Source organism: Pseudomonas sp. B111, from assembly GCF_026428275.1.
Lineage (GTDB): Bacteria > Pseudomonadota > Gammaproteobacteria > Pseudomonadales > Pseudomonadaceae > Pseudomonas > Pseudomonas aeruginosa.
Genome location: NZ_CP097857.1, coordinates 4,169,979 through 4,195,808, shown reverse-complemented (window position 1 = coordinate 4,195,808; position 25,830 = coordinate 4,169,979). Strand labels below are relative to the sequence as shown.

At 62.4% G+C, this 25,830-nt stretch carries 25 protein-coding genes and 1 pseudogene; 14 read left to right on the top strand and 12 right to left on the bottom strand.

The annotated features are described in order from the left end of the window. Positions 1-39 precede the first annotated feature (39 nt). Positions 40-1,314: an MFS transporter gene (locus tag M6E97_RS19545; RefSeq protein ID WP_049311164.1), complete on the top strand. Its 1,275-nt coding sequence runs from the start codon at positions 40-42 to the stop codon at positions 1,312-1,314. A gap of 65 nt (positions 1,315-1,379) precedes the next feature. After that, positions 1,380-1,730 (top strand): nuclear transport factor 2 family protein, encoded by a 351-nt coding sequence (locus M6E97_RS19540; protein ID WP_033970191.1) that lies wholly within the window; start codon positions 1,380-1,382, stop codon positions 1,728-1,730. A gap of 53 nt (positions 1,731-1,783) precedes the next feature. Here M6E97_RS19540 and M6E97_RS19535 read toward each other — a convergent pair whose 3' ends face one another. The 10 genes from M6E97_RS19535 to M6E97_RS19490 form a co-directional block, all read right to left on the bottom strand. Next, positions 1,784-2,023 carry a hypothetical protein gene (locus tag M6E97_RS19535; protein ID WP_049311163.1) on the bottom strand — a complete coding sequence of 80 codons (240 nt, stop codon included), beginning with the start codon at positions 2,021-2,023 and terminating at the stop codon, positions 1,784-1,786. A gap of 26 nt (positions 2,024-2,049) precedes the next feature. Then, the gene (locus tag M6E97_RS19530) at positions 2,050-3,633 is read right to left on the bottom strand and encodes a phytoene desaturase family protein (RefSeq protein WP_049311162.1); all 1,584 of its coding nucleotides are present in this window, start codon (positions 3,631-3,633) and stop codon (positions 2,050-2,052) included. Positions 3,634-3,677: 44 nt separating this feature from the next. After that, complete coding sequence (locus M6E97_RS19525; RefSeq protein ID WP_043158259.1) at positions 3,678-4,598, bottom strand: VOC family protein; 921 nt, start codon at positions 4,596-4,598, stop codon at positions 3,678-3,680. Between the two features lie 69 nt (positions 4,599-4,667). Then, positions 4,668-5,975 carry an amidohydrolase family protein gene (locus M6E97_RS19520; protein WP_033970199.1) on the bottom strand — a complete coding sequence of 436 codons (1,308 nt, stop codon included), beginning with the start codon at positions 5,973-5,975 and terminating at the stop codon, positions 4,668-4,670. Between the two features lie 52 nt (positions 5,976-6,027). Continuing rightward, on the bottom strand, positions 6,028-6,603 hold the full coding sequence (locus M6E97_RS19515; RefSeq protein WP_004350362.1) for a 3-phenylpropionate/cinnamic acid dioxygenase subunit beta: 576 nt from the start codon (positions 6,601-6,603) through the stop codon (positions 6,028-6,030). Between the two features lie 74 nt (positions 6,604-6,677). After that, the gene (locus M6E97_RS19510) at positions 6,678-8,075 is read right to left on the bottom strand and encodes an aromatic ring-hydroxylating dioxygenase subunit alpha (protein ID WP_049311545.1); all 1,398 of its coding nucleotides are present in this window, start codon (positions 8,073-8,075) and stop codon (positions 6,678-6,680) included. Between the two features lie 310 nt (positions 8,076-8,385). Beyond that, the gene (locus M6E97_RS19505) at positions 8,386-9,561 is read right to left on the bottom strand and encodes an MFS transporter (protein WP_049311546.1); all 1,176 of its coding nucleotides are present in this window, start codon (positions 9,559-9,561) and stop codon (positions 8,386-8,388) included. 110 nt (positions 9,562-9,671) lie between these two features. Continuing rightward, a complete protein-coding gene (locus M6E97_RS19500) occupies positions 9,672-10,907 on the bottom strand; it encodes an NAD(P)/FAD-dependent oxidoreductase (protein WP_033970203.1) in 1,236 nt (411 codons plus the stop codon). A gap of 13 nt (positions 10,908-10,920) precedes the next feature. Further along, positions 10,921-11,241, bottom strand: a complete 321-nt coding sequence (locus tag M6E97_RS19495) for a 2Fe-2S iron-sulfur cluster-binding protein (protein ID WP_033970204.1) — start codon at positions 11,239-11,241, stop codon at positions 10,921-10,923. A 23-nt stretch (positions 11,242-11,264) separates the two neighbouring features. After that, complete coding sequence (locus tag M6E97_RS19490) at positions 11,265-12,533, bottom strand: MFS transporter (RefSeq protein WP_033970205.1); 1,269 nt, start codon at positions 12,531-12,533, stop codon at positions 11,265-11,267. 66 nt (positions 12,534-12,599) lie between these two features. Here M6E97_RS19490 and M6E97_RS31225 point away from each other — a divergent pair. The 8 genes and pseudogenes from M6E97_RS31225 to M6E97_RS19455 all read left to right on the top strand — a co-directional run. Then, a pseudogene (locus tag M6E97_RS31225) lies at positions 12,600-13,430 on the top strand (hypothetical protein); the annotation flags it as partial. Then, on the top strand, positions 13,428-14,372 hold the full coding sequence (locus M6E97_RS31220) for a methyl-accepting chemotaxis protein (protein WP_405045855.1): 945 nt from the start codon (positions 13,428-13,430) through the stop codon (positions 14,370-14,372). The pseudogene M6E97_RS31225 and the gene M6E97_RS31220, both read left to right, overlap by 3 nt. 207 nt (positions 14,373-14,579) lie before the next feature. Continuing rightward, positions 14,580-14,810: a ferredoxin gene (locus tag M6E97_RS19480; protein ID WP_033970208.1), complete on the top strand. Its 231-nt coding sequence runs from the start codon at positions 14,580-14,582 to the stop codon at positions 14,808-14,810. 44 nt (positions 14,811-14,854) lie between these two features. Next, positions 14,855-15,616, top strand: a complete 762-nt coding sequence (locus M6E97_RS19475; RefSeq protein WP_033970209.1) for an SDR family NAD(P)-dependent oxidoreductase — start codon at positions 14,855-14,857, stop codon at positions 15,614-15,616. Positions 15,617-15,664: 48 nt separating this feature from the next. After that, positions 15,665-16,609, top strand: a complete 945-nt coding sequence (locus M6E97_RS19470; protein ID WP_033970210.1) for a VOC family protein — start codon at positions 15,665-15,667, stop codon at positions 16,607-16,609. A gap of 2 nt (positions 16,610-16,611) precedes the next feature. Then, positions 16,612-17,496 (top strand): fumarylacetoacetate hydrolase family protein, encoded by an 885-nt coding sequence (locus M6E97_RS19465; protein ID WP_049311101.1) that lies wholly within the window; start codon positions 16,612-16,614, stop codon positions 17,494-17,496. After that, a complete protein-coding gene (locus tag M6E97_RS19460) occupies positions 17,493-19,115 on the top strand; it encodes an MFS transporter (protein WP_049311102.1) in 1,623 nt (540 codons plus the stop codon). Before M6E97_RS19465 ends, M6E97_RS19460 begins: the two co-directional genes overlap by 4 nt. Before the next feature lie 79 nt (positions 19,116-19,194). Continuing rightward, on the top strand, positions 19,195-19,986 hold the full coding sequence (locus M6E97_RS19455; RefSeq protein WP_033970213.1) for an IclR family transcriptional regulator: 792 nt from the start codon (positions 19,195-19,197) through the stop codon (positions 19,984-19,986). 19 nt (positions 19,987-20,005) lie between these two features. On the opposite strand, the gene M6E97_RS19450 is transcribed toward M6E97_RS19455, so the two are convergent. Next, entirely contained in the window at positions 20,006-21,196 is a 1,191-nt protein-coding gene (locus M6E97_RS19450; RefSeq protein WP_049311103.1) for a thiolase family protein, read from the bottom strand. Then, positions 21,196-21,594, bottom strand: coding sequence for a Zn-ribbon domain-containing OB-fold protein (locus M6E97_RS19445; RefSeq protein WP_049311104.1), 399 nt, complete (start codon positions 21,592-21,594; stop codon positions 21,196-21,198). The genes M6E97_RS19450 and M6E97_RS19445 overlap by 1 nt, the downstream gene beginning before the upstream one ends. Before the next feature lie 137 nt (positions 21,595-21,731). Here M6E97_RS19445 and M6E97_RS19440 point away from each other — a divergent pair, with 137 nt between their 5' ends. The 4 genes from M6E97_RS19440 to M6E97_RS19425 all read left to right on the top strand — a co-directional run bounded on the left by M6E97_RS19440 (position 21,732) and on the right by M6E97_RS19425 (position 25,638). Further along, positions 21,732-22,433: an SDR family NAD(P)-dependent oxidoreductase gene (locus tag M6E97_RS19440; RefSeq protein WP_033970216.1), complete on the top strand. Its 702-nt coding sequence runs from the start codon at positions 21,732-21,734 to the stop codon at positions 22,431-22,433. Between the two features lie 43 nt (positions 22,434-22,476). Continuing rightward, complete coding sequence (locus M6E97_RS19435; RefSeq protein ID WP_033970217.1) at positions 22,477-23,478, top strand: fumarylacetoacetate hydrolase family protein; 1,002 nt, start codon at positions 22,477-22,479, stop codon at positions 23,476-23,478. A gap of 138 nt (positions 23,479-23,616) precedes the next feature. Then, a complete protein-coding gene (locus M6E97_RS19430) occupies positions 23,617-25,017 on the top strand; it encodes an aromatic ring-hydroxylating dioxygenase subunit alpha (RefSeq protein ID WP_033970218.1) in 1,401 nt (466 codons plus the stop codon). Positions 25,018-25,062: 45 nt separating this feature from the next. Then, positions 25,063-25,638, top strand: a complete 576-nt coding sequence (locus M6E97_RS19425) for an aromatic-ring-hydroxylating dioxygenase subunit beta (RefSeq protein WP_033970220.1) — start codon at positions 25,063-25,065, stop codon at positions 25,636-25,638. The last annotated feature ends 192 nt before the right edge of the window (positions 25,639-25,830 follow it).

Sequence of the window (25,830 nt, the reverse complement as noted above, 5' to 3'; positions counted from 1 at the left end):
GGCCCGACTGACACGGCGGTCCGAGATAGGAGTCCTCATATGTCCGATACATCCAGTTCGCCCCAGCGGGCGGCCATCGACCTCACCGAGTTCAAGCGCGGCTGGCGCATCCTGCTGCTTGGCCTCGTCGGTATCTGCACCAGTATCAGCGCGGGTCTGCTCTACGGCTTCGGCACCCTGGTGATTCCCCTCGAACAGGCTTTTGGCTGGAGCCGGGGTGAACTGCAGGCGTCGATTACCTTCCTGTTCGCCGGCGTGGCGATCTCTACCCAACTGGTCGGCCCGCTGTACCGCCGTTTCGGCCTGCGCCGGGTGGCGATCATGTCGATCGTGATGCAGGTGATCGGCTATGCGGCGATCACCTGCATCGAGCATTCCATCGGCTGGTTGTACTTGGCGTTCTTCGCCATGCCGCTGGTTTGCGCGGGAACCATCGCCATTACCTGGACGCAACTGGTCAACCTGTGGTTCGAGCGCAACCGTGGCCTGGCCCTGGCGGTCATTCTTTGCGGTACCGGGCTGATGGCGGTGCTGCTGCCGCCACTGCTGGCCAGGCTGATCGCCCAGTTCGGCTGGCAGGCGGGTTTCTTCACCCTGGCCGCGCTGCCGCTGCTGTTCACCTTGCCGATGGCATTGCTGTGGATGCGCCTGCCGGGCGAACTGGAGCCGGCGTTGCCGGGGGGAAGCGAGACGGTAGCCCAGTTGGACGGTCTCAGCTTCAGCCAGGCGCTGCGCTCGCCGGTCTACTGGAGTTTCAACGTTGCCCTGATCCTCTCGGTGTGTCTGACCGTCGGCATGGTCACCAATATGGTGCCGATGTTGCAGGGCAAGGGGCTTTCCGCCCAAGTGGCGAGCCAGGTGTTCAGCAGTTTCGGCATTTCCATCATCGCCGGGCGCTTGCTGGTGGGGTATCTGCTGGATCGCTACTCGCCGATCCTGGTCGCGGTGATCAGTCTGGCACTGCCGGCCATAGGTTGTGCGATTTTCCTGTTCGGCGGCGTGCAAAGCATAGCGCTGCTGGTGCTCGCCACCCTGTGCATCGGCGTCAGCGCTGGAGCGGAGTTCGACCTGGCGGCGCTTCTCATGGCGCGTTATTTCGGCCTGCGCGAGTACGCGCGGATCTTCGGCCTGCACCTGGGGTTGATCACCATCGTCTCGGGGTTGATGCCGGTGTTCTTCGGCTACCTCTATGAGGCTTACGACGGTTATTTGGCAGTGCTGCTGTGCTGCCTGGCCTGTTCCATCATCGGCCCGTCGATCCTGCTCTGGCTACGGCCGGCAGCGGTGGTCACGGTCCAACAGCAGCACGCCTGAACACTGAACAGGTGTGTGAAAAGTCCGGCGGGCCAGATCCGCCCATGGCAACCGAGGAGAAATCAATGAGTGCGCAAGAAGCCATCGAGCATTTCCTGCATGGCCAGATCGAATGCTGGAACAACGGTGACAAGGAGGGGTTCTTCGAGCATTACCGGCGGATGTCGCCCGCCAGCCTGAGCATCGAGTACGTCGGCCGTGCCTTGCCGACCGATCCATGGCAGATCCTGGAAGGCATGTGGGAAAACCAGCAGCCGCGTTTTCGCATTGAGGTCAAGCAAACCATCATCAACGGCGAGGAAGCTGCCTGCCATCATCGCAACGCGTTGCGCGACGGCAGCGGCGGTATCGAGACCATCGAGCTGTACCGTTTCCAGGACGGCAGGCTGTGGGTGCGTTACTTCATCAAGACGTGAGGAGGCAATATGGGGCGCGACCTCGGTCGCGCCCCATTCGCACTGGATGAGCGTCAGCGTTTCACCCGGGTTGTCCTGCGCGTGGCCAGCCAACCCTGGAACAGGATCAGAGGCAAGCGCAGGATCCCGCCGATACCGAGCAGGCGGGCGGCCTGCCAGCAGTCTTGTGGGTGGACCAGGATGGTAGTGGTCATGGCGCCCATCACCTTGCCCTTGATGACCAGTCGTTGCTCATCGCGGGTGATGGACTTGATGTCCACCATCTCCACACCTTCCTTGCTGAACATCTTCATGCTGCGCTCGCTCCTGCAAGGGGTGGTCAGGCACCGACCAGTTCGTCGAAATCCAGGCCGGACTCTTCCAGCAGCACCCGTGCCACGTTGCGCCCGGAGGCGGCGGTGACACCGCCGCCGGGGTGGGTGCTGGCGCCAGCCAGGTACAGGCCGTCCACTGGCGACTTGTACTGGGCGTAGCCGGGGGCTGGGCGGTTACCGGCGATCTGCCAGGAGTAGGAGCCGAAGTGCAGAATATCGGCGCCGATCATGGCGTTGTTGTGGCGTTCGATGTCCAGCGGGGTCATCCACGAGAAGCCGAGGATGTTGTCGTCGTCCATGTTGGTGGTGAGCTTACGCAAGTCGTCGAGAAAAGCGTGGGCTACCTCTTCGCCGATCTCGTCCCAGCGCTGGGCGCCGCCCTTGAGGTGGTAGGGGCAGAAGGCATACATGTTGAGCACGTGCTTGCCTTCCGGGGCGCGGGTCTTGTCGTAGGTGTCCTGGGTCACGTAGGCGATGAAGTCGCGGCGCGGGATGCCGTATTCCAGGTCGCGGAAGGCGCGGGAGAATTCCTCGGGGTCGGAATGCGAGCGCTCCACCCAGAAGAAGTCGTCCACCGCTGGGCCGACCTTGTAGCGCGGTGCCTCGCGCAGCGCAACATGCATGTTGAACGGCTGGAAGCTGCTGTGCTTGAGGGTGCGGATGCGCTGCTCAAAGCCTTCGGGCAATTCGCAGCCGGGGACCATGGCGGGGAACACCTGTTTGGCGTGCAGGGTGGAGATCACGCCCTGGCGAGCGAGGATTTCCTCGCCGCTGTCGAGGATCACGCCGCTCGCCTTGCCGCCGTCGATCTTGAACTGTTTGATCGGCGCCTGGGTGCGTACCTCGCCGCCGTGGTGTTCCAGGCAGGCATGCAGGGCGTCGGCGAAGGCCCCGGAACCGCCGACCGGGATGCCCACGCCGTACCGGTGCATCAGCGGCAGGATGATGTAGAAGCCGAAACCGGTGCCGTTGTCGAACGGGTTCATCATCGCCTCGGAGGCGTAGCGGGCCAGGGCGATCTTGACCTTGTCGTTCTCGAACCATTCGCTGATGTAGTCCCAGGCGCTCATCGCCTGGGTGCGCATCAGTTCCTGGCCGACCTGGCTCTGTTCCATCATCAGCGCCTGGTGCGACGCGCTCGGCGGCGTGTTGAACATGCCCATGACCAGCATGTCGAGGTTCTGGAACACCTGGTGGTTGAAGCGGCGGTAGGCATCGGCGTCGCGCTCGGAAAACTTGGCGATGGCTTGGCAGGTGCGCTCCAGGTCGGTGTAGAACTCCAGGGTGCTGCCGTCGTCGTAGAAGATCGCGGTCATCTTGTCGGGGTTGATGTACTTCAGGCCGAACTTCGCCTTCAGCTCCAGTTCGTCGTTGCGCAGCAGCGGGTTAGCCTGCAGCAGGGTATGCGCCACCGAGCAGACGTCGTGCTTGAAGCCGGGAATGGTCAGCTCGCGGGTCATGACCCCGCCGCCGACCTTGTCGTTCTTCTCCACCACGCACACACTGCGCCCGGCCTTGGCCAGGTAGCAGGCGGCGACCAGGCCATTGTGGCCGCCGCCGGCGATGACGATGTCATAGATCTTGCTCATCTTTTTGTCCTTTTTCTGTCGATGTTGGTGCTGGATTCGCGTGTTCAGTCGTCGGGGTAGCGTTCCACGGGCATGACGCTCGGGCCAAGGATCGGGCCGACCCGTTCATGGCCCCAGACGCTCAGGTGCTCGGGGTTTAGCTCGAAGCCGTCGTGGTGCCAGGGCTGCAGTTCGTGGATGCACTCCACGGCGAACCCGGACGGGCTGAAGTGGTAGAAGGAAACGTGCGGGTCCTGGCTGTGCTGGCCGAGGGTCATCTGCATCGGCAGCGCGCGCTGGCGCACGATGTCGTAGGTTTCGCCGAGGTCGCGCAGGCTTTTGACGAACAGGCCGATATGCTGCACGCCCTTCATGCCGGGCGCATGGCCGAAGGCGATGTCATGGCTGGTCTTGTCGTTCAGCTTGGCGCGGAAGAAGCCGGTGCGGCCCTTGCCGGCGCCGGCGCCGTACCAGTGGAAGCCCATCAGCTCGATGAAGAAGGCTTCCAGGTCCGGGCCGTAGTCCGGCGTCATCAGGACGATATGGCCGACGCCGCGCTCGTCGGCGACGAAACCGCCGTGCGGGCGGCCGGGAACGAACGAGCGTGGCGTCCATTTCTGTCCGTAGAAGAGTTCGTGCTGGTAGCCCGCCGGGCAGCGGAAGCGCACCAGTTCGCGCACCCCGCGGATCTCGCGCAGAGCCGCGTCGCTGACTTCCAGGGCCACGCCGGCTGCGCGAAAGCGCGCCACGGCGGCGTCGAAGGCCTGCCGCCCGCGGGCCTCCCAGCCGATGTAGGCGATGCGGTCGGTGGGGCCGGGGTGAAAGGCGATGCGGTGCCGACGGTCGTCGCTGCGCAGGTACAGGGAGTCGGGGTCGCCCGCCGCGGCGTTGCCCAGGCCCAGGCCGAGCACCTGCGGTGCGTACTCGCGCCAGGCGTCCAGGTTCGGGCTTTCGAAGCCCAGGTAGCCAATGCCGATGATGTCCATGCTGGCCTCTTGTGATTGTCTTGAGCCGCCCCCTCCCGGCCTTTGCCCGGGAGGGGGCCATGGCCTTGCCTACAGCGCGGTCTGGGCGTCCGCCTGGGCGAACATCGCGTTGATGTCGCCGGAGGTCACCGGCTTGCCTTTCTCACGCTTGGGCGCCGCACCGCCCATGCCCAGTGCGGGCTCGATATTGACGTGCGTGGCCTGGGCGCGCAGGGCGCCGACCGTGCAGTTGTCGCGGCCGAGCAGGGCGAACGGGTCGTAGGAGAACTCGCGCATGGCGTTGAGGTGGGTGACCTTGTGGATGGTCTCCTTGGGCAGCTTGCGCAGGCTTTCCCAGGCCACCTCCGGCGAATTCGGCCAGGTGCAGTCGGAGTGCGGGTAGTCGCATTCCCAGGTGACCATGTCCTCGCCCACGTCCGGCAGGTTGCGCAGGCCGAAATCGTCCTCGATGAAGCAGGTGATGATGTGCTTGCGGAAGATGTCGCTGGGCTTCTTGCCGCCGAAGTCGGCGTTGGTCCAGGCGTGGTGGTGGCGATGAGTGAAATCAGCGCGCTCCAGCAGGTAGGGGATCCAGCCGATGCCGCCTTCGGAGAGGGCCATGCGCAGGTCGGGGAACTTCTTCCACATCGGCGCCCAGATCCAATCGGCCGCCGAGTTGGCGATGGAGATCGGCATGGAGGTGATCCAGGCATCGATCGGCGACAGCTCGGAGGCGTGCTCGGCCTTGATGCCGGTGCCGATGTGGCAGCAGATCACCACCTTGTTGTCGGCGCAGGCTTTCCACAGCGGGTCCCAGTAGTCGCTGTGGATCGACGGGAAGCCGTGCAGCGCCGGGTTGTCGGACAGCGACAGGGCATGCACGCCTTGCTTAGCCAGACGTGCAACCTCTGCAGCAGCGGCCTGCATGTCCCACCAAGGTACTAGCATCAGTGGAATGAAGCGTCCCGGGGCGGCGTTGCACCAGTCATGCAGGTGCCAGTCGTTGTAGGCCTGGATCGCCGCCAGGGACACGGCGCGATCCGCATGTACCTGGAAGCGCTGGCCGGCGAAGCCGGGGAAGGTCGGGAAGCAGATCGAGCCAAGGATGCCGTTGGCGCTCATGTCGTCGACGCGGGCCTTTATGTCCCAGGTGCCGCGGCGCATGTGCTCGTAGCCCAGCGGCTCCATGCCGTACTCTTCCTTGGGCCGGCCGACTACGGAATTGAGACCCATGTAGCCGGTGGCCTGGCCTTCGAATACCCAGACGTCGCGACCGCCGTGCTGCTCGACGCGCGGCTGGCGGCCCTTGAAGCGTGCCGGCATGTGGCGGTCGAAGGCGCCGGCCGGTTCGATGGCGTGGTCATCCACGCTGACGAGGATCATGTCTTCGAGTTGCATTGTCGTTCTCCGTGGTTGGCCGCAGCAGTGGCCTTTACCCCTGTCGGGTCGATCAAAGGAAAATGCCGAGGTTCGGGGTGCCGATCACCGCCTGGTCCAGCAGGATTTCGCGCCGCGCCAGTTTCAGCTGGCCGTTCTCGCGGCGCAGGATGTCGTGGCGTTCGCAGGGGATCAGGTCGAAGTCGTCGAAGTCGAAGCGGCTGCGGGTCACCAGCAGGTAGCTCAGCACCTTGTATTCGTCGGCCTTGTCGGTGCCGAACACGCGGACGTTGCTGACCAGGCGCCGGGTGCGCGAGGGCGGGTCCTCACCCCAGGCGCTGCGGGTGTCGGTGATGCGCATGATGCGCACCATCAGCGAGCCATGGCTCTCGTGCAGGTGCTGGACGTTGCGCACCACGGTCTGCTGTTGCTGGCGATTGGGACGGGTGAGGCGCAGTGGGGCGTTGTACTCGATATCCAGGGTCAGGGTTTCGCTCCACTGCTTGAGTTGCAGGGTGTCCAGCAGCTCCGCCTCGTCGTAGAGGAAGTCGACGATTTCGCTGTGCAGCGGGCTGCCGCTGGCGATGCGCTTGCTGCGGTCGGTCGGCGGAAGGGGCGTGGGCGCGAGCAGGGTCTGTAAGTCGTTCATGGCGATCTCCGTGAGGCTGTGCGTGCCGTCGGCCGCGCTACGCAGCCGGGCAGGGTGTACGAGGGGCAGGGTGGTCAGGCCGTCATCAGCGCGTGCCAGTATTTCCACCATTGCCACTGGGTATCGTCCTTGGTGAAGCCCTCGCCGACATGACCGGGGCCGGGCCAGTCGGCAGGCTTGGCGTCGTCCTCGTACAAGGCCTGATACTTGAGGGTGATGGCCTCGCTCATCGCTCCCTTGGCCGCTAGGGTCATGTGTGGCCAGGTATCGGAGTCATCCTGCTCGACCATGCCGGAGGTGCCGAGCAACTGGATCGACTGGCGCAGCATGCGCGCCTTGATTTCCGGCGGGGTGTCCTTCTCGGCGAGGATCCAGTTGACGAATTCCAGCTTGTCCGGCCCCTTGGGGATATAGGCGTGCAGGGCCATGGCGCCGAGCACGGTGCCGTCCGGCTGCGGCAGGTAGATGAATTCGAACAGGCCATTGGGGAAGAAGTTGCCCACCTGTGGCGGCCGCCAGCTCATGACGTGCAACTGCTCCGGGCTGAAGCGCTTGAGCAGCTCGGGGACCATTTCCCGGGTGATGCCCGGTGGCGGCAGCAGGGTGAGTTTTTCCTCGGCACTCATGGTGGACGGGTCGCGCCCGGTGAGGCGCTGGATCTTGCGGTCCAGTTCGATGCAGCGCATGGTGTGGCCGTGTTCGGTCCAGACTTCAACGCCGTACATTTCCGGGCTGAGGTCGCCGCCCTTGCCTTCGGCATCCGGCTTCTTTGCATAGGGACCGACCTCGCCCAGCCAGCGGTGCAGGGTCAGGGTGTGGAAGCCGTCCGAGGCGGATTGCTCGCATGCAGTCTTCCAGTTGGCACGGATGATGAAGCGCTGCGGCGGGCCGAGCACTTCCATACCGGCGGTGGTGCGGCACCATAGGGTGTCGAAATACCACTTGGCATCGCCGAGGAAGTCCTCGAAGGACGGGCCGTTGACGTTCCAGGTGGCGAAGATCAGGCCGCCATAGACGGACACGCGGGCCTTGTGCAGGCCGAGTTCGGCCTTCGTGCGCATCTTGCCGTGCATGCATTCCTTCTCCACCGGCGCGGCGATGAAGTCGCCGTTGGGGCGGAATGTCCAGCCATGGTAGATGCACACATGGGCGGCGGCATTGCCGCCGTCGACGGTGGAGATCTTCATGCCACGGTGCGGGCAGACGTTAAGCGAGACGTGGATCTGCTCGTCGCTGGAGCGGGCGACGATCACCGAGTCGGAGCCCATGTCGCGGACGATGAAGTCGCCCTTGTTCGGAATCTCTGTCTCGTGGCCGAGGAAGACCCAGGTCCTGGCGAAGATTTTCTTCATCTCCAGGGCATAAAGCTCGGGGTCGGACAGCGTCCGCATCTTCACTTCATGTTTTTCCAGATCAATCAGGTCCGAAATCCTCGTGCCGTCGCTCAGTGCCGGGTTGGTAGTACTGGTCATAGTCGGTCTTCGCTCTTGTTGTTTTATATGAACAAAAAATAGATTTATGTTCATTTGCGAGCCGATTATCTGCCCCGTGGAGGGCTTCTGAATTGATCTGGGTCAACGGCTGCTCAGGGCTGAAAACCACCGGTCAGGCACGTTGCTACTCCGCTGGATAGCCTTGCAGGTCTTTGGAGTCGGGCTTATGGAGGCGTGTGCGGCAGATTCGCCGACGGCCGGGGCGCTGGCTGCAGAATGCAGGTTTCGATTTTTATGGGCAGTATTATTTAAATTGTTCAGTTAGTTTTCGGCCGCCAGCGTCCACGCTTCACCGGCCGGAGCGCTGGCGCAGGCACAGCACCAGGGTAAGGCCGAGGGTCGAGAGCAGGGCCGAGCAGAAGAAAATCCATGACAGGCCGAAATGCGCGGCCACCAGGCCCATCAGTGGGCCGGCCAGCCCTACGGCCAGGTCGAAGAACAGCGACAGCGTGCTCAGGGCCGAATTGCGGTTGTTCTCCGGCGTGCGCGCTAGGGTTTCCACCCCCAGCCCCGGATAGACCCAGGACACGCCCAGACCGGTCAGCGCCGAGCCGAGGATCGCCACCAGGGGCGTAGGCGCCAGCCACACGAGTAGCAGCCCCAGGGTTTGTACCATCAGGCAGAACGTGACCACCCGGTAGCCGCCGAAGCGCGGTAGTGCATTGGGCGACGCCAGCCGGGCACAGATGAAGGCGATGCCGAAGGCGCTCAGGCAATAGGCCGCGTTGTTCCAGTCCTGACTGTCGAAGTACAGGGCGACGAAGGCGGTCAGGCTTCCGAAGCCCACCGAACTGCAGGCGACGGCCAGGCCGTTGGGCAGCACCGCGAGGAACACGCTGTGGAACGGCAGGCGTATGCCCGGCAGCAACGGTGCCGGCGGTCGGCTCCGGGCGAACAGCAGGGGCAGCAAGCCGAGCAGGGTGATGCCGAAGCCGATGCCGGCGAGCCCCAACTGGTCCCGTACCAGAACGCCGAGCGGCGCGCCGAGGGCGGTTCCGCCGTAGGCGGCGATGCCATTCCAGGACATCACCTGTGCGGTGCGCGACGTACCATGCAGGCCGATGGCCCAAGTGCAGCAGGGCGTGGAGATCAGCGCCGAAGAGATGCCCTGGAGGATGCGCCCGGTGATCAGCAGCGCCAGGCCGACACCCAGGGGCAGCGGCAGGATGATCGCCAGGGCCGTCAGCAGGCCGCTGCCGGTCAGCACGGCCAGTCCGGTCATGACCGTGCGCTTGGCGCCATGGGTGTCGGCAAGCAGGCCGGCCAGTGGGCGCGACAGCAGGGTCGTCAGGTATTGCGTGCCGATCACCAGGCCAACCATGGCGCTGCTGAATCCCAGGGTATTCAGGACATGGCCGGGCAACACGGCCAGGGGGAGTCCGTTGGCGATGTAGGAGGCGAAATTGAAGCAGACGATCGAAACGATCGACAGGCCGGTGGGAAGCGATTGGCTGCGGGCGTTCATCAGGTGTCGCCTTGAGCGGACGGGAGTGCGGACAGGCCCGGTCGCAGGAAGCGGGATTGGCCGTGGCGCTGGTTGACGCCGCGCCCGGCGGTGGGCGCGGCGGTGGTCGTTCAGTCGCGGTTGGCGGCTTCCCAGGCCTTGAGCTCGAAGCCTTCGGCGGCGGCCTCGGCGGCGCTCAGCTGCGGCGGGCGGGAGAGAATCTTGCGCGCGGCCATGTGGTCGCCCGGTCGGTTGCAAGACTCCACCGCGACCAACTGGTCGTCACGGAAGCACAGTACCGAGAGCTGCTGGGTTTCCGGCGAGCCGAGGATGACGGTGCTGTCGTAGCCGGTGGAGAGCCCGGCGATCTGCAGCTTGAGGTTGCCCTGGTCGGTCCAGAACCAGGGCAACGCACTGTACGGGGCCGGCTTGCCGAGCAGCCGAGCGGCCACATTGCGTGCCTGGTCGGCGGCGTTCTGCACGGATTCCAGGCGAGTCGGTTGCTCGCCGTTCTGCAGGCAGGGGAAGCAGGCGACGTCGCCGAGAGCGGAGATGTGCGGATCGGAGGTCAGCAGATTGGCGTCCACGCGGATGCCGTTCTCGATGGCCAGACCCGCCTCGCTGGCCAATTGGGTGTTGGGAATCACGCCGATGCCGAAAACTACCAGGTCGGCTGGCAGTCTGCGTCCGTCTGAGGTCTCGACGCCGCTGACCTTGCCATCCTTGCCGTCGATGCGGGTCAGGCCCTGGCGGAAGTCGAACTTTACGCCCCAGGACTCATGCGCCTGGCGGAACAGTTGGGACATCTCCGTCGAAACAGCGCGCGCCATCGGCCGATCGCCAAGCTCCAGCACGTGCACGCTGGCGCCGAGTTCGGCGGCTACCGCAGCGAATTCCAGGCCGATGAAGCCGGCGCCGACTACGACCACACTGCTGGCTGCCTTGGCCAGGGGGGCGAGGGCGTCGGCATCCTGTTTGGTCTTGACGCCGTAAACGCCCTGCAGCTCGGCGCCGGGCACCGGCAGTGGGCGGTTGTGCGCACCGGTTGCCAGCACCAGGTGATCGTAGGCGACCGCCTCGCCGGATGCGAACAGCACGCGACGGTTCTGTCGGTCGATGGCAGTGGCCTGGTCGTGGCGCAGGTCTATGCGTTGCTTGACGAAGAAATCGGCGGGGCGGAACAGCAGGGCATTCTCGGTGATCTTGCCGAGCAGGTAGGCCTTGGACAGCGGCGGGCGCTGGTACGGCAGGCCCGGCTCATCGCCGATCAGGGTGATGGTGCCGTCATACCCTTCTTGTCGCAGCGAGGCGGCAACCTGGAAACCGGCCTGTCCGGCGCCGACGATGACTACTGAGGCGAGTGACATGGAAACCTCTTCTTCAGAATTGCGACGCGGGCAGGCGCAGCACCATGCCGTCGAGCTCTTCGCTGATGAATACCTGGCAGGTCAGGCGGCTGTTGTCGCGGCGCTCGACGGCGCAATCGAGCATGTCGTTCTCGGTGCTGTCCATCGGTGGCAGACGTTCCAGCCAGGTTTCGTCTACGTAGGCATGGCAGGTGGCGCAGGCGCAGGCGCCGCCACAATCGGCGGGGATGCCGGGCACGGAGGCAAAGGTGGCGGCCTGCATGGCCGATTGGCCAACGTCTGCGTTGACCTGGTGTTCGGTACCGTTGTGTTCGATGAACGTCAGTGTGGGCATGGTGTTCTCCTGGAATGTTCGGATCAGGGATGGGCCGCGAGCGGTGTTGCGACAAAGCGCGGAACGCGGCCGAGAGTCAGCAAGAGCAGGGGACCGACCAGGCTGCAGGCCAGGGTGTAGGTCAGCATGGCCGAGTAGGAGTCGGTGCGGCTGAGCAGGAAGGCGAACAGCAGCGGGGCAAGGGCAGAGGCCACGGTATTCAGGCCTTGATGCACGCCGAACAGCCGTCCGTACTCGCGTACACCGAAGTAGCGCGCGATCAGGAAGGCGGCGATGTCGAACTCGGCGCCGGCGCCGAAGCCGACCAGGATCGCCGCCAGCAGCAATGGTGTGAACTCGACGGTGCCGCTGAGGTAGATCAGGCAGCCGATGGCTGGCAGGGCCAGGCTGACGGCGGATACCAGCGGCGGCCACATGCGATCGATCAGGTAGCCGATGAGCAGACGGCCGAAGATCAGGGCGATGCCGAAGCCGCTGAAGATCAGGTTGGCATCGCTGGCTGATAGGCCCTTGCTCTGCAGCATCGGCACGGTGCTGGTGACCATGCCGACGATCGACGAGATCACCAGGCCCAGAGCCAGGTTGCAGGTCCAGAATTTCCTCGAGCGCATTCCTTCGCGAAAGCTCATGCCGGGCAGGTCCAGCAGTTCCCTGGCATGCCCCTGGCTGCTTTGCGTCGTGCTGGCGGAGAGCCTGAACCACAGCAGGGTCAGCGGCAGCAGGACCAGCAGATTGAGCAGGGCGAGGATGACGAAGGCCGCGCGCCAGTCCCATTGTTCGATGCCCCAGGACAGCAGGCGCGGGACGACCGCCGCGGTCAAGCCGGTACCGGACAGGCCGATAGCTAGGGCCAGCCCGCGATTGCGGTCGTACCAGAGGCTGAGCAACTGGGTCCAGGTTACCGCCAGCGCCCCCATGCCGATCAAAGGCAGGACAGCGAAAGCTAGGTATAGCGACCAGATCGATCCGTTCAACTGAGTGGTAGCTAGGTAGCCCAGAGACAGCAGGGTCAGCGAGATGACTGTCACCCGCTTCATGCCGTAGCGCAAGTTGAACCAGCCAACCAGTTGCAGCGAGATTACCGCGCCACCGAAGAGGAAAGTTATCGCCGCCTGAAGGTCGCTCTTGTTCCACCCGAATGCCGCTTCCAGCGGTACTACCAGGGTACCGAACCCATAGAGCAGGGCAGCATTGATGCTGACAGCAACCCCAACCACGGATAGCAGCAGGATACGCCATCCCCGTTTGAACTCGGTGAAGTCGATAGCCGCTTCGTTTCGGGCGGTAGACATGCTTTGGCGTCCTTTATTGGTTTTGTAGGGCCGGGTCTCGAGCAGGTAAGGCTTTTGTTTGATGTTATGAACATAAATGTTAATACTGTGCAAATAGTATGGCGGGGCAGCGGGCCTGTCCAGCTATCTTCCATAACAACAAGAACGGTGAGTGCCATGATGTTTCTGAGAGGGCTGTCGATCGGCGCCAAGCTTCTCGTACTTCCAGGGTTGTTCGTCCTGTCGCTACTGATCGTGTCGGGGATGGCCTATCGGGGGCTGGTCAAGCAGCACGCCGTGATCGAGGAAATCGACCACCTGCGCTTCCATCAGTATCGCCAGGTCCTCGAAACCTCCTCGGCTTCGCAGGCGGCGATGGTGGGCGCCTATGCTGCGGTAGTGCGGATCCTCGAGTCGAATGGCTCGGCCTCCAGGGAGGAGCTCGAGTCCTATCTCGAGGATATGCAAGACAGTATCGATGACTTGCAGGCAGGGATGGGCAAACTGGCTCAGGAGACCCGCCTGGGCGACGAGGAGAAAGCGCTCTATCGAGCCGTGGAAGATCAGGCTGGAGTGGTCGGCGAAAGCTTGTCTGACTTCAAACGCACGGCCGTTGATGATCAGTTGCAGGCGGCGGCGTTGCTGGGGCGAATACGTGCCGAATACAACGGTTTGCAGGGGCAGTTCAACCGCTTGCTGGGGGTGCAGGCGGAGTTGACCTCCAATGCCTTCGTCGAGGCTGGCGACTTGCAGCGGCAGTTGTCCAGGATGCTGATTGTTGTCCTCGTTGCAGCTAGCGTTCTGGCCCTGTTTGTCAGTCTGCTGTTGCGTCGACAGATTGTTCGAGCCATTCGGGAAATTGAGCAGGCTTCCGTGAGGTTGCGCGATGGCGACCTGACCATCCGTGTGCGAGTAATGGGGCGTGACGAGATAGCCCATACTGCGCAGGCTTTCAACGAGCTGATTGACAGCTTTCAGCAGGCAATGCGGCAGGTCACCAACGTGGCAGTGTCAGTTGGTGCCTCAGCGGAACAGTTGGTGGATGCCTCCGCACAGGTGGCTGAGAGCTCCACTGCGCAGGTCGATGCTGTGGGCGCGGTATCGCTGACTATCGGGCAGATGAGTGACGGTATAGCGACTATTTCCAGTCATGCGGAAAACTTGCGCAGTTCGGCGGAGGCGAGCCTGCATGGGGCGGAGAATGGTCATCTGGCGCTGTCACGCTTGCTCGAGAAGATCGACAGCGTGCGTCACGCGTTCTCAGAGATACGCGGATCGGTAGGCGACTTCGTGGAAAGCACCGCGGCCATCACTGCGAGCATTACTCAGGTCAAGGGCCTGTCGGCACAAACAAACCTGCTGGCCCTCAATGCGGCTATCGAAGCTGCGCGCGCCGGCGAAAGTGGACGTGGATTCAGCGTGGTGGCGGACGAGGTACGCAGCCTGGCGCAACGTTCCGCCGTGGCGGCCAACTCGATCAACGAGCTGACCTCGAAGCTGGAGGGGCAGTCTGAAGTGGTGGACGAAGCCTTGCGCGCTGGCACTGTGGCGCTGGAGGACAGCAGCAGGCTGCTGGCTGACCTGGAGTCCACGTTACAGCAGGCTGCGGAATTGGTGGGGGATTCCACTCGTGGGGTTGAACAGATTGCCGATGCGGTCCGCGTGCAGAACGCCGGTGGACGGAACGTGGCTCTGAATGTCGAGCGCATTGCGCGCATGGCGGGAGAGGGGGATGCAATTGCCCATAGTGTCTCCAGTGCCGTTATTTCTCTACGAGGACTCTCCGAGGAGTTGACCCTGGCGGTAGGTCGCTTCCGCTTTCAAGGAGAGACGGAGGCGGTCGACTGCATCTTGGTTTGATCTTGTGCGGGAGCAGCGATTGTGTTTGCCCTTCTGTTGCCGACGGATCGGCGGCAATTGGCCGGTTTTGGCGGTCTGGGGGATCGGTCGCAGCTATTCGAGGCGAGATGGCTTTGGTTTTCTTGGGGGTGAAACGGGCATTTGTTTACAAAATTGAGAAAAGTGTTCATTATTTTTACGTCTGCCTGGATGGATAAGGAGAATAAGATGAGTTCCGACAAGGCCCGATTCGAGGTTGTGGTCGAGCGCAGCCGCTGCTGTGGCTACGGTCTCTGCGCTGCGATCTGTCCCAGCATCTATAAGCTGGATGCCGATGGCTTAGTTTACGTCGATAACAAGGCTGTTCCCGTCGAGCTGGAGGACGAGGCGCGAGAGGGCGCCGAAGCTTGTCCGGCCGAAGCCATCTGGCTCGAAGAGATCAAGCCCGAGGGGCGATAGCGGTAGCCGATCCGAGAAAATCAGAATAAGAAATGGAGCATGTAATGACTGGGCGTCTTGAAGGTAAAGTCGCGCTGATCACCGGAACTGGCGGTGGCCAGGGTAGGGCGGCGGCGCTGCGCTTCGCCCGCGAGGGCGCTATTGTCGTGGGCTGCGACTTTAATGGTGCAGCGCACGAGGAAACCGCCACTCTGCTAAGCGCTCAGGGACTTCGTTTGCATGGTCGAGCGTCCGTCGACCTCGGTGACCATGAGCAGGCCAGGGCTTGGGTCGAGGCGGCCGTCGTTGAGCATGGTGGCATCGATATCTTGTACAACAATGCATCGGCGGCTCGCTTCGGCAAGGTCAATGAACTGTCTGTCGAGGATTGGCATTACACCATTCGCAACGAGATCGACCTGCTGTTCTATACCACCAAGTACGCCTGGAACCATCTGGCCGAGCGGCGCGGAGTCATTATCAATGTTTCTTCCACAGCAGCCTGGGGCGGCTCCAAGGTCGCGGGAATTTCCGCGCATGCCGCAGCGAAGGGAGCGGTGGTGTCCTTTACTCGGCAACTTGCTGTCGAAGGGGCTCCCCTGGGGATTCGCGCCGTTAGTCTAAGTCCGGGCTTCATCGCTACCCCGGGAACCTCGGAGTTCCTGGAGAATCCGGTGGCGCGAGCGGCGCTTCTCGATGGTGTCCTGATGGATCGTCCTGGCGAGCCGGAGGAAGTGGTCGCCCTGGCGTTGTTCCTGGCATCCGGCGAGGCTTCCTTCGTAACCGGGTCTGATTTCGTCATCGATGGTGGTCTGCTGGCTATCTAGCTAGGCACAACAGTTCCTCCCAAGACATTCGAACAAGAAGGTGAAGGCATGGATATCATCGGCATCGGTTACATGGGGTTCGAGACCGCGAACCTTGACGCCTGGCGCGAATATGGCCCGCAGGTCATGGGCTTCGGCGTTGGCAAGTCGCCGGACAGCGATCTGGAGTCGTTATATTTCAGGATCGACGACCGGCGGCACCGCTTTGCCTTTCATCCCGGCAAGGTGGATCGCCTTGCCTATATCGGTTGGGAGGCGGTTGGACGCATGGCCTTCGAGGCCGGTCTGAGGAAGCTCGAGGCTGCGGGAGTTGAGTTCGTCCGTGGCGATACGGCGTTTTGCGAGCTGCGTGGGGTGCGTGAAGTAGTACGTTTCCGCGATCCGGTGGGTTACCAGTACGAGCTGTTCTACGGACAGAAGTGGACGCCGCGCTCTTTCATTCCCGGTCGACCGCATACCGGTTTCCTGGCCGATGAACGTGGTGCTGGACACGTAGTGGTGATCACCCCGGAATACACCCCGGAGCTAGAGCGCTTCCTGCTTGATGTGATGGGCTTCCACTGGTACGGAGCCGGCGCCGGCAAGGGCCGAACCGGCTTCTTCCGCGCCAAGCTGAACGACAAGACCAGCCATGACATTGCCTACGGCCACGGTCCAGGGCGCATGGGGGTGCAGCATGTCGGTCTGTTCGTGCGCAATGTGCGGGATGTGGGGGAAACCTACGATATCGTGCGCAAGCGTGAACTGCCGATGATGATGACTCTTGGCCAGCACAGCCAGGATCCGCATCTGTCCTTCTACCACTTCACCCCCTCCGGCTTTGCCTTCGAGACCATAGCCGAGATTGAGCCGTGGCAGGGCGATCCCTATGAGCTCAACCCCGAGACTCTGAGTCTATGGGGTCATGAGATGGTTGGTCCGATCCTTGGGCCGAGCGTGCGTACCCCCGAGGAAGTGCTGGACGCTGAGTACCTAGCCGGCAAGAAGCGCTGAGCTTGCGCCTGGCTAGGGTGGAGGTGGGCGGTGAGGTATTCTGGGGGTTGCTCGATCCGGATCTGCAGCACCTTCGTCGTGTTCGCGAGCCATTCGCTGCTTGGGCGCAGGCGATCGGCCAGGGGGGCTGGATCAACCTAGGACTCGATGATGAACGCCTTGCGCTGTCGGCGTGCCGTCTGCTGCCGCCCTTGGAACCGGGGGCGCGTGTTTTTGGCGTGGGCTTGAACTATCGTAGCCATCTTGAGCGTCTTGGCAGTTCGCCTCCGGCTCATCCACTGGCCTACTTGAAGCCGGATTCCGCGCTGGTGGGGGCGTACGACGAAATAGCCTATCCGGCCCTGACCGGACAGCTCGACTATGAGGTCGAGTTGGTCGCTGTGGTTGCCCGGCCGCTAGGCGAGGAGGCGCAGGCCAGCGCTTGCCTGCTCGGCTACACGGTCGGCAATGACATCAGTGCGCGGGATGCGGGGAGGCGTATCGGTCGCCTCGACCTGCTAACCCAGAAATCCATGGATCGCACTACACCGATCGGTCCCTGGATCGTCACTCTCGACGAATTAGGCGGCATCGGACAGCCTGAGTTGGAGATGGGGCTGGAGGTCAACGGTGAGCCGCGCCAGAGGGACAATACTCGGCAGATGATCTTCCCGGTGGACGAATTGCTCAATTACCTCGATGCGCGTATCAGCTTGCGGCCGGGCGACCTGGTGTTCACCGGCTCGACTCACGGTGTGGGCCTGGAGGACGGTCGCTTCCTCGCGTCGGGGGATTTGGTCGAGGCGCGTATCGGCGGGATCGGCGAGCTGCGCAACCGGGTTGGCCGCCAGCGTAGACTGCCTGCTGCGCGAAGTGCTGGGCGGCTGGGCAGGCCCGACGGCGAATGAGTATGGACAGGCAGGCCAACGTTGCTTTGGCAGGGGCGGAACACTCTTCGTTCTGGGCGCCCTTGCGTCATGGGCTGTTCGTCAGCCTTTGGCTAGCCTGCGCGCTTGCCAACCTAGCGATCTGGATGCAGACCGTGGGGGCAGCTTGGATCATGACCCAGCTATCGGCATCACCCCTGATGGTTTCCCTGGTGCAGACAGCCATTACTCTGCCTGTCTTCCTGTTCGGTTTGCCGGGCGGGGTGCTCGCTGACCGCATGGATCCGCGCCGTCTGTTGCTTCTCACCCAGGCGGTCATCTTGGTGGCGGCCGCAGCGCTCTGCCTGCTGGATTGGGTGGGACTGCTGGGGGCCTGGTCGCTGCTGCTGTTCACGTTCCTGCTGGGGGGCGGCAGCGCCTTGGGTATGGCGGCCTGGATGGTGACTGTGGTCGGAGTCATCCCGCGTGAGCAGGTGCCGGCGGCGGTCGCTCTCAATGGTATTTCCATCAATGCCACTCGGGCCCTGGGGCCGGCTCTGGCCGGCCTACTGATCGTCTGGTGGACCAGTGCCGCAGTATTTCTGGTCATCGCACTGTGCATGGCTGCAGTGCTCGTATTCATCTACCGTCTGCCGGCTCGCGTCCATGCCGACGGCTTACCACCTGAAACCTTAGCCGGCGGCATGCGCAGCGGCCTGCGCTACATCCGCCACTCGACGGTTCTGTCTAGCGCGCTCAGGCAGGTATTCGTGTTCACCAGTTGCGCCAGCGCGCTATGGGCGCTGATGCCGCTGGTAGCCAAGGAGGAGTTGCACATGGACGCGGGTGGCTATGGACTGCTGATGGCGTTTATGGGGACTGGCGCGGTCCTTGCTGCGCTCGGCCTGACCAGCGTCTATCGGCGTTTTGCTCTGCGACGGTTGATCGATATCGGGGCCCTCGCCTTTGCCGTGGCGACCCTGGCGGCGGCGCTGTCGCGCAGCCAGGTGGTGATCTGCGCCACGCTTCTGCTGGCCGGCATGGGCTGGATGGCGGTGAACGCGACCATCTCCACCGTGGTACAGACTTATGCTGCGAACTGGGTGCGAGCACGTGTCGCCTCGGTATACCTCCTGGTGCTGATGGGCTCGATGGCCCTTGGTGGTGCCCTGTGGGGGGCTATCACGCAATACCTGGGCTTGCAGCAAAGTCTGCTGCTATCGGCATCGAGCATCTTCCTGGGCTTGTTCCTGACTCGTAGCGGGGCCATCGAGATGGGCCGCGAAGCTGACTTTGCCGATGCCCTGCAGACGGATAAGCCGATGCTGGTCGCTGAGGGCGTCGACCACGGCGACGGGCCGGTGTGCATTGAGGTCGGCTACCAGGTGGATGCTGCCGGACGTGAGGCGTTCCTGCGTGTGGTTTATGGCGTCGGCCAGACGCGACGGCGTAATGGTGCGCGGAATTGGCGCTTGTACCGTGATCTAGAGGAGCCCAACCGCTACGTAGAGCGCTTCATCGTCGAGTCGTGGCTGGATTACCTGCGGCAGTGCGGGCGCATGACCCGGGGGGACGTGGCGCAGGCAGTACTGCTTTCGCCTTTTCGCGAGGACCGATCGATCCGACGCTATATCAATCAAGCACCGGTAGAGGGTGTCTAGAAATCTCTATATTAAATTTGCTGGCCGATAGTGTTCTCGTTATAGAATTTATCGGCTGAAAATAATAGAGAACGCTCCTATGGAAAGCCCAGAGTTCACGGAAGCAGGCAGTAGTCGCAAGGGTGCCAGCGTCACGGTGAAACCGGTCGCTAACGCGATTCGCATTCTCCGCCATTTGAGTCAGAGCGGGGCGCCGGAGCGTTCGGTGGACATCGCCCGGCGCCTGTCGATCAACCCCAGCACCTGCTTCAATATCTTGCGTACCTTGTTCATGGAAGATGTGATCGATTTCAACCCGATGTCCAAGCGCTATTCGGCCGGCCTGGGGCTGGCCCGCCTGGTTGGGCAACTGGTTACCCAAGGGCAGCGTGTGCAATTGGTTAAGCCGCTGCTACAGGAATTCGCAGCGCGCATGCAGGTAACCATCACCCTTTGGCGGCGCATGGGGGCGGATCGCATAGTCATCGTCAGCTCGGCGGCCAGTCCTGCCGATGTGCGCATCGACATGGCCGAGGGGCAGCGCTTTCCGATGCTGATGGGCGCCAGCGGTCGGCTGTTCTCGACCCAGTTGGACCTGGACACGCCGGCATTCGAGGATATCTACCATCGGATACGCTGGGCGCGTCCCTTGCCAATCGAGATCTATCGCGAGGAGGTTCACCTAGCCGCGGAACGGGGTTGGGCAGTGGACGATGGGTATTTCTCGGTTGGTATCCAGGCAGTCGCTGCGCCAGTGTATTCCCCTGAGGGCACTATCGATTTCACTGTCTCCGCCGTGATGTTCCGCGGCCAGCGAGACGACGAGGGGGTTGGCGAACTGGCTGCCGAGCTGATCGAGTTCTGTGCCGAACTGGCGGGTATTCTGTTCTGATCTCTTGCTGGTGGCCGTGTCAGTCACGGGCCAGCAGCAGGCTGCCGCCCAATGGGCCGCCGCCGGCGGCCACCACAGAGAGTGAATGCGGAGCAGTCTGGCGTCCTCGTGCGCGTCCCCATAACTGCAGACATGCTTCGTGGACATAGCCTAGGCCGTGGGTGCGTCCTCCGGACAGTTGGCCACCGTTGGTATTGAGTGGCAGCTCGCCGTCCAGGGCGATCCTCCCTCCGCCTTCAACAAAGGCGCCGCTTTGTCCCACCGGGCACAGACCCAGGGCTTCCAGCCAGATCATGGTGAGGATCGAAAAGCCGTCGTAGAGTTGAGCCGAGCCGACATCAACCGGCGTGTAGTCGGTGCGCGACCACATCATCCGGGCAACGTCGAAGGCTGCCATCTCAGTCAGGGAGATCTGGTCCCAGGACCACGGCTGGTTCAGTGCGGCACCGATGGCCTCTATGCGAATCGGAGTATTGCGCGTGTCCCGTGCGGCATCGCGGCGCGACAGGACGATGGCGGTGGAGGCATCGCAATGCACATCACAGTCGTACATGCGTAGGGGCGTGGAGATCATCCGCGATTGCAAATAGTCGTCCATCGTCATCGGTGTGCGGTAGATGGCCTTAGGATTGCGCGCAGCATTGCGCCGGCAGGTCAACGCGATCTGCGCGAGCTGTTCGGGGCGCGTGCCATAGTCGTGGAAATGGCGCTGCGCGTAGAGGGCCATCAGGTTGATGCCGGACATGATATTGAAGGGCGTCAGCCATTGCCAGGCGTAGCTGCTATCACGTCCCTGGGTCTTGTTGGTCAGCGCTCCCGCCTGCTTGTTGTGCTGGCGCGCCGAAGCCTCGGTGATGGTACGGAAAACCAGGACGTGGCGGCAAAGACCGGCGGCGATGGCCATCGTTCCGTTGATCACCCCGGCCAATGGGCCGGGCCCCTCGTAGCCGGCGCCGAACCAGTTGACGTTCAACCCCAAGGCGCTTTTCAGGGCGCTGGGACCGACCGGCGAGAAGGGATCGCCATTGTTGTTGTCGCCCGGCCAGCAGGCGACGCCGTCGATCTCATGGCGCTCCAGGCCAGCATCGGCAATGGCTTCCAGGCAGGCATCAAGGGTCAGGCGCATGGCCGACTTGCTGGAAGGTCGGGCCACCTCGGACTGACCGATGCCAGTGATGGCGACCTCTTTTTCGTAGCGATGAGGGAGCATCATTGATCCTTCTCGAACAGAGGGAGCCAGACATCCTCGACGTGGAGGAAGCTGACCCGTACAGGCATGTCGATCCGCACTTGGAGCGGGTCCATCCCAATTACATTGCTGACGAAACGCAGGCCCTGCTGCTCGACCAGCTCGATGATGGCGACGGCGTAGGGCACTTCCAGGTCAGCGACCCAAGGCTGGTAGTTGAGGGTGTAGCTCAGCACCTTGCCTTTTCCTGATACCTCACGAGGTGCGACGTCCAGGCTCGCGCAGCGGGGGCAGATTGGCCCGGGCGGGTGGAAATAGTGCGTGCAGCCATGACAGTGGTGGATCAACAGTCGACCGTGCTCGCCGCCTTGCCAGAAGGCGCGGTTATCAGCGTTGAGGGCGGGCAGTTTTCTGATCATTCGCGGAACCTGAGAGCACTGGTTTGGATGTATGCGTGCTAATAATTGCACATATTTTTTAAAAGTGTCATATATTTGTGCGGGGCTATGCGCTAGCCATATAGCTCGCCATCTAACAACAAGAGGATCCTTTTGCCATGTCCCGGCCTTTGCAAGACAAGACAATCATCGTCACCGGCGGCTTCGGTGCCCTCGGCGGGGCCGTGGGCCGCCTGCTGCTGGAGCGCGGTGCGCAGGTTGCTCTGCTCGATCGCACCGAAGTTCCAGCTAGTCTGGGCGATGTTTCTGGGGTTCTGCCCTTGGGCGGCGTCGACCTAACCTCTGCCGAGTCGGCGCGGTTTGCTGTGGCCCGGGTGGTGGAGCGCTTCGGACATCTCGACGGCCTAGTCAACGTCGCTGGCGGGTTCGCCTGGGAATCATTCGAGGATGGTGCTTTGGATACTTGGGATCGCCTGTATCAGATCAACCTTCGTACGGCTCTAGTCAGCAGCCAGGCTGCGCTGCCCTATTTGCTTGCTGCCGCATCCGGACGCATCGTCAACATTGGTGCTCTAGCATCCCTGAAGGCGGGCCCGGGCATGGGCGCGTATGCCGCCTCTAAATCCGGAGTGGCACGCCTCACTGAGGCGCTGGCTGAAGAGTTAAAAGACCGTGGGGTCACCGTCAATGCTGTACTGCCAAGCATCATCGACACCCCAGCGAATCGCGCAGCCATGCCGGACGCCGATGCCAGTCGTTGGGTAACGCCGGGAGCTTTGGCCAGAGTGATTGCGTTCCTGCTCTCGGACGACGCCACACCTATCACGGGTGCCTGCCTGCCCGTATCTGGTCGGGTATGACGCCCGTGACCTTCTGCTGCTCTTCGACTGGAGTACAAAAGTCATGAGATTGGTAACCTTTACCGACGGCAACAGGGTCGCACGTGCCGGTGCCTTGCTGGAGCACGACCAGATCGTCCTGGACCTACAGGCCGCCTGCCAGGTCCGGTATGGAAATGAGCGTCCCGAGTTGGCCAGCGTGCTGGCGCTGGTCGAGGCCGGGGAGGAGGGGTTGGCTCTTGCCCGTTCGATGGTGGAGCTGGTTCCTGCAAGAGCTGTGCGTGCCCGGGCGGCGGTGAAGCTGCACGCACCGATTCAGCCGCCGCCGCAAATGCGCGACTGCTCCTGTTTCGAGCTACACCTGCGGCAGAGCTTTGCCGCAGCACGCCGGGCTCGCGCGCTGCGGACGCCAGACCCTGAGGCTACGCTCAAAGCGATGAATGCACGTGCCGACGAGCGCGTCATCGAAACCTTCAACCGCCAACCCATCTACTACAAATGCAACCGCTTCGCGGTCATCGGTACTGACGACGAATTCCAATGGCCGAGTTTCAGCAAGGCACTCGACTTCGAGCTGGAGTTCGGCTGCTACATCGGCAAGCGTGGTAAGGACATCAGTCGCGATGCAGCTCGCTCGCACATCGTCGGCTACACCATCTTCAACGATATGAGCGCCCGCGACGCCCAGGCTGCGGAGATGCCCGGCATGCTTGGCCCAGCCAAGAGCAAGGACTTCGATACGGCGAACATCATGGGGCCATGCCTGGTGACGGCTGATGAGTTGGGCGACCCCTACGATCTGGAAATGGTCGCGAAGGTGAACGGCGAGGAGTGGGGGCGTGGCAACACTCGTGATATGCGCTGGTCCTTCGAGGACGTCATCGCCCATGTGTCGCGTTCGGAAACGCTCTATCCCGGGGAGTTCCTCGGCTCCGGCACGGTCGGCAACGGCTGTGGCCTGGAGCAATTGCGCTATCTGAATCCTGGCGATCTGGTCGAACTGGCTGTGGAGGGAATTGGTGTGCTGCGCACCCGGGTGGGGTGCGCGGAGCAAAGGGGGGGCTGATGTGTCTCAAGCCGCAGCTCTGTTGGCACGTCATATCCCAGTATTTTGTCTTGCGCTTTATATGTACATTTTTATTAAAAGTGTCTTATATTCTGCCGAGGCTTTTATTCGCCGTAGTGCCCTGATCAGGAGGCAATCATGCTAACAAGAACAAGTCCTGTATTGTCCGACGGAACCAAGGTTTCCGACCTTATCTTCCCCGATACCCGCGAAGTCCAGATGCGCGTGTTGTCGGACCGCGAGATCTACGAGTTGGAGATGGAGAAGATCTTCGGCAAGATCTGGGTGTTCCTCGGCCATGAGTCCGAGATTCCCAACTCCGGCGACTTTGTTGTGCGCGACATGGGTTCCGACTCGGTGATTGTCGCCCGTGGCAAGGAGGGAGAGGTTTATGTAAACCTCAACGTCTGTCCCCACCGCGGCATGCGCATCAGCACTGCCGACTGCGGCAACACGCAAATCCACAAGTGCATCTATCACGGCTGGGCGTTCCGTCCCAACGGTGACTTCATCGGCTCGCCGGTGGAGCGCGAATGTATGCATGGCAAGATCTTGCCAAAGGAGGCGCTTGGCCTGAAGAAGGCTCGGGTCACGCTCTATGGTGGGCTGATCTTCGCCACTTGGAACATCGACGGCCCCTCCTTCGATGAGTTCCTCGGCGACGCCAAGTGGTATTACGACATGCTGTTCTGCCGTTCTGACAAGGGCATGGAAGTGCTCGGTCCGCCGCAGCGCTTCATTGTCAACGCCAACTGGAAGACCGCTGGTGAGCAGTCCGCCGCCGATGGCTTCCATACACTGACCCTGCACCGCTGGCTGGGCGAGGTCGGTAACTATGCGAAGAAAGGCGACGGTGAAGGTGAAGGCGCCGACCTCAGTCCAGAGATGATCGGGGTAGAGGTCAGTTCGCCGCACGGCCATGCTCTTCGCTGCATTGACCTGGCCCGCAAAATAAAACGCCTTACCGGTCTCGATCCTGCGGAACTGTCGGTACAGGAGAAGCTGAACGCCTTGCCGCCGGCCGGGATGACGCGTGAGATGGTTGAGCAACTGGCGCGCAATCTCAGCGAGGAGCAGCTCAAGGTACTGACCAGCATGCCGCCGCAGGTCGGGGGAATGTTCCCGAACATACTGTTCGGGTTCGTCTATATCCCGCAGCCGGATGGATCGGTGGTTGGTTCCATGACCATGCACGCCTATGTGCCTCAGGGGCCCGACAAGCTCGAGTTCGTCAACTGGATCTTCGCCGAGAAGGACGCGCCGGCAGAACTGCGCGAGAAGATGCTCAAGCAGACTATCCAGCTATTCGGTACCTCCGGGATGGTCGAGCAGGATGACTCCGACACTTGGCCGCACATGACCCTGGCTGCCAAGGGCGCGATGGGCCGCCAGATGACCCTCAAGTACCAAGCCTGCTATGAGACCGGCGCGCCTGCGGGCTGGCCAGGGCCGGGCATCGTCAACGAGGGCTTCACCAAGGACGACACCCAGTGGCATTGGTGGTTGTACTGGCATGAACTGATGACGGCGGAGGGCTGATCGTCGCGTCGTTCCAGGCAAAACCACACATTTCAGGAGTTACCCATGGCCCAAGTACAAGAGCGCGGTGTCGATCAGATCCAGCCGGGATCGCCCGTCGGCATCAAGCGCGTCTCGGTAGGTTCGGATATCTACAACCAGGTGGTGACCTTCCTCTATGAGGAGGCGACCTTGTTGGATCAGATTCGTCTGCAGGAGTGGGGCGCACGCTTGGCCCCAGACCTCGTCTATACCGTACCGCTTCGCCACACCCGCCTGCAGTCGGAGTTGTCCACCACCATCGTGCGTACCGTGCAGCATTACCATGACGACTACCGCTCGATCATGGGGCGAATTCTGCGGCTGTCCGGCAAGAGTGCGTGGGCGGAGGATCCGCCCTCGCGCACCCGACGTCTGGTGACCAACGTCTTCGTCGAGGAGACCGAAAAGTCCAACGAATTCGTGGTGACCAGCTACTTACTGTTAACCCGCAATCGCTTCAAGGACCACCATGTCGACATCATAAGTGGTGAGCGCCGGGATGTGTTGCGTGTGACCGATGAGGGTTTCAAGCTGGCGCGCCGTGAGGTCATTCTTGACCAGGCCGTGTTGGGCACGCCGAACCTCGCAGTGTTCCTCTGACGCCCCTAACCTGGCGCTCCATTCTTTGAAGGGGCGCTCAATGCTGTTGTGAACCTCGGTGCCGGAGCGAGTTATCCCGGTGCCGGGGTTCTTTTATGTTGGCCCTGTCTTTGTGGGGCAGACTGACGTTTTCGGAGTGCACGTTATCTGCCGAAGCCGGCGTCACGTTGTGTCGGAGTTTTGTTGCGTCCG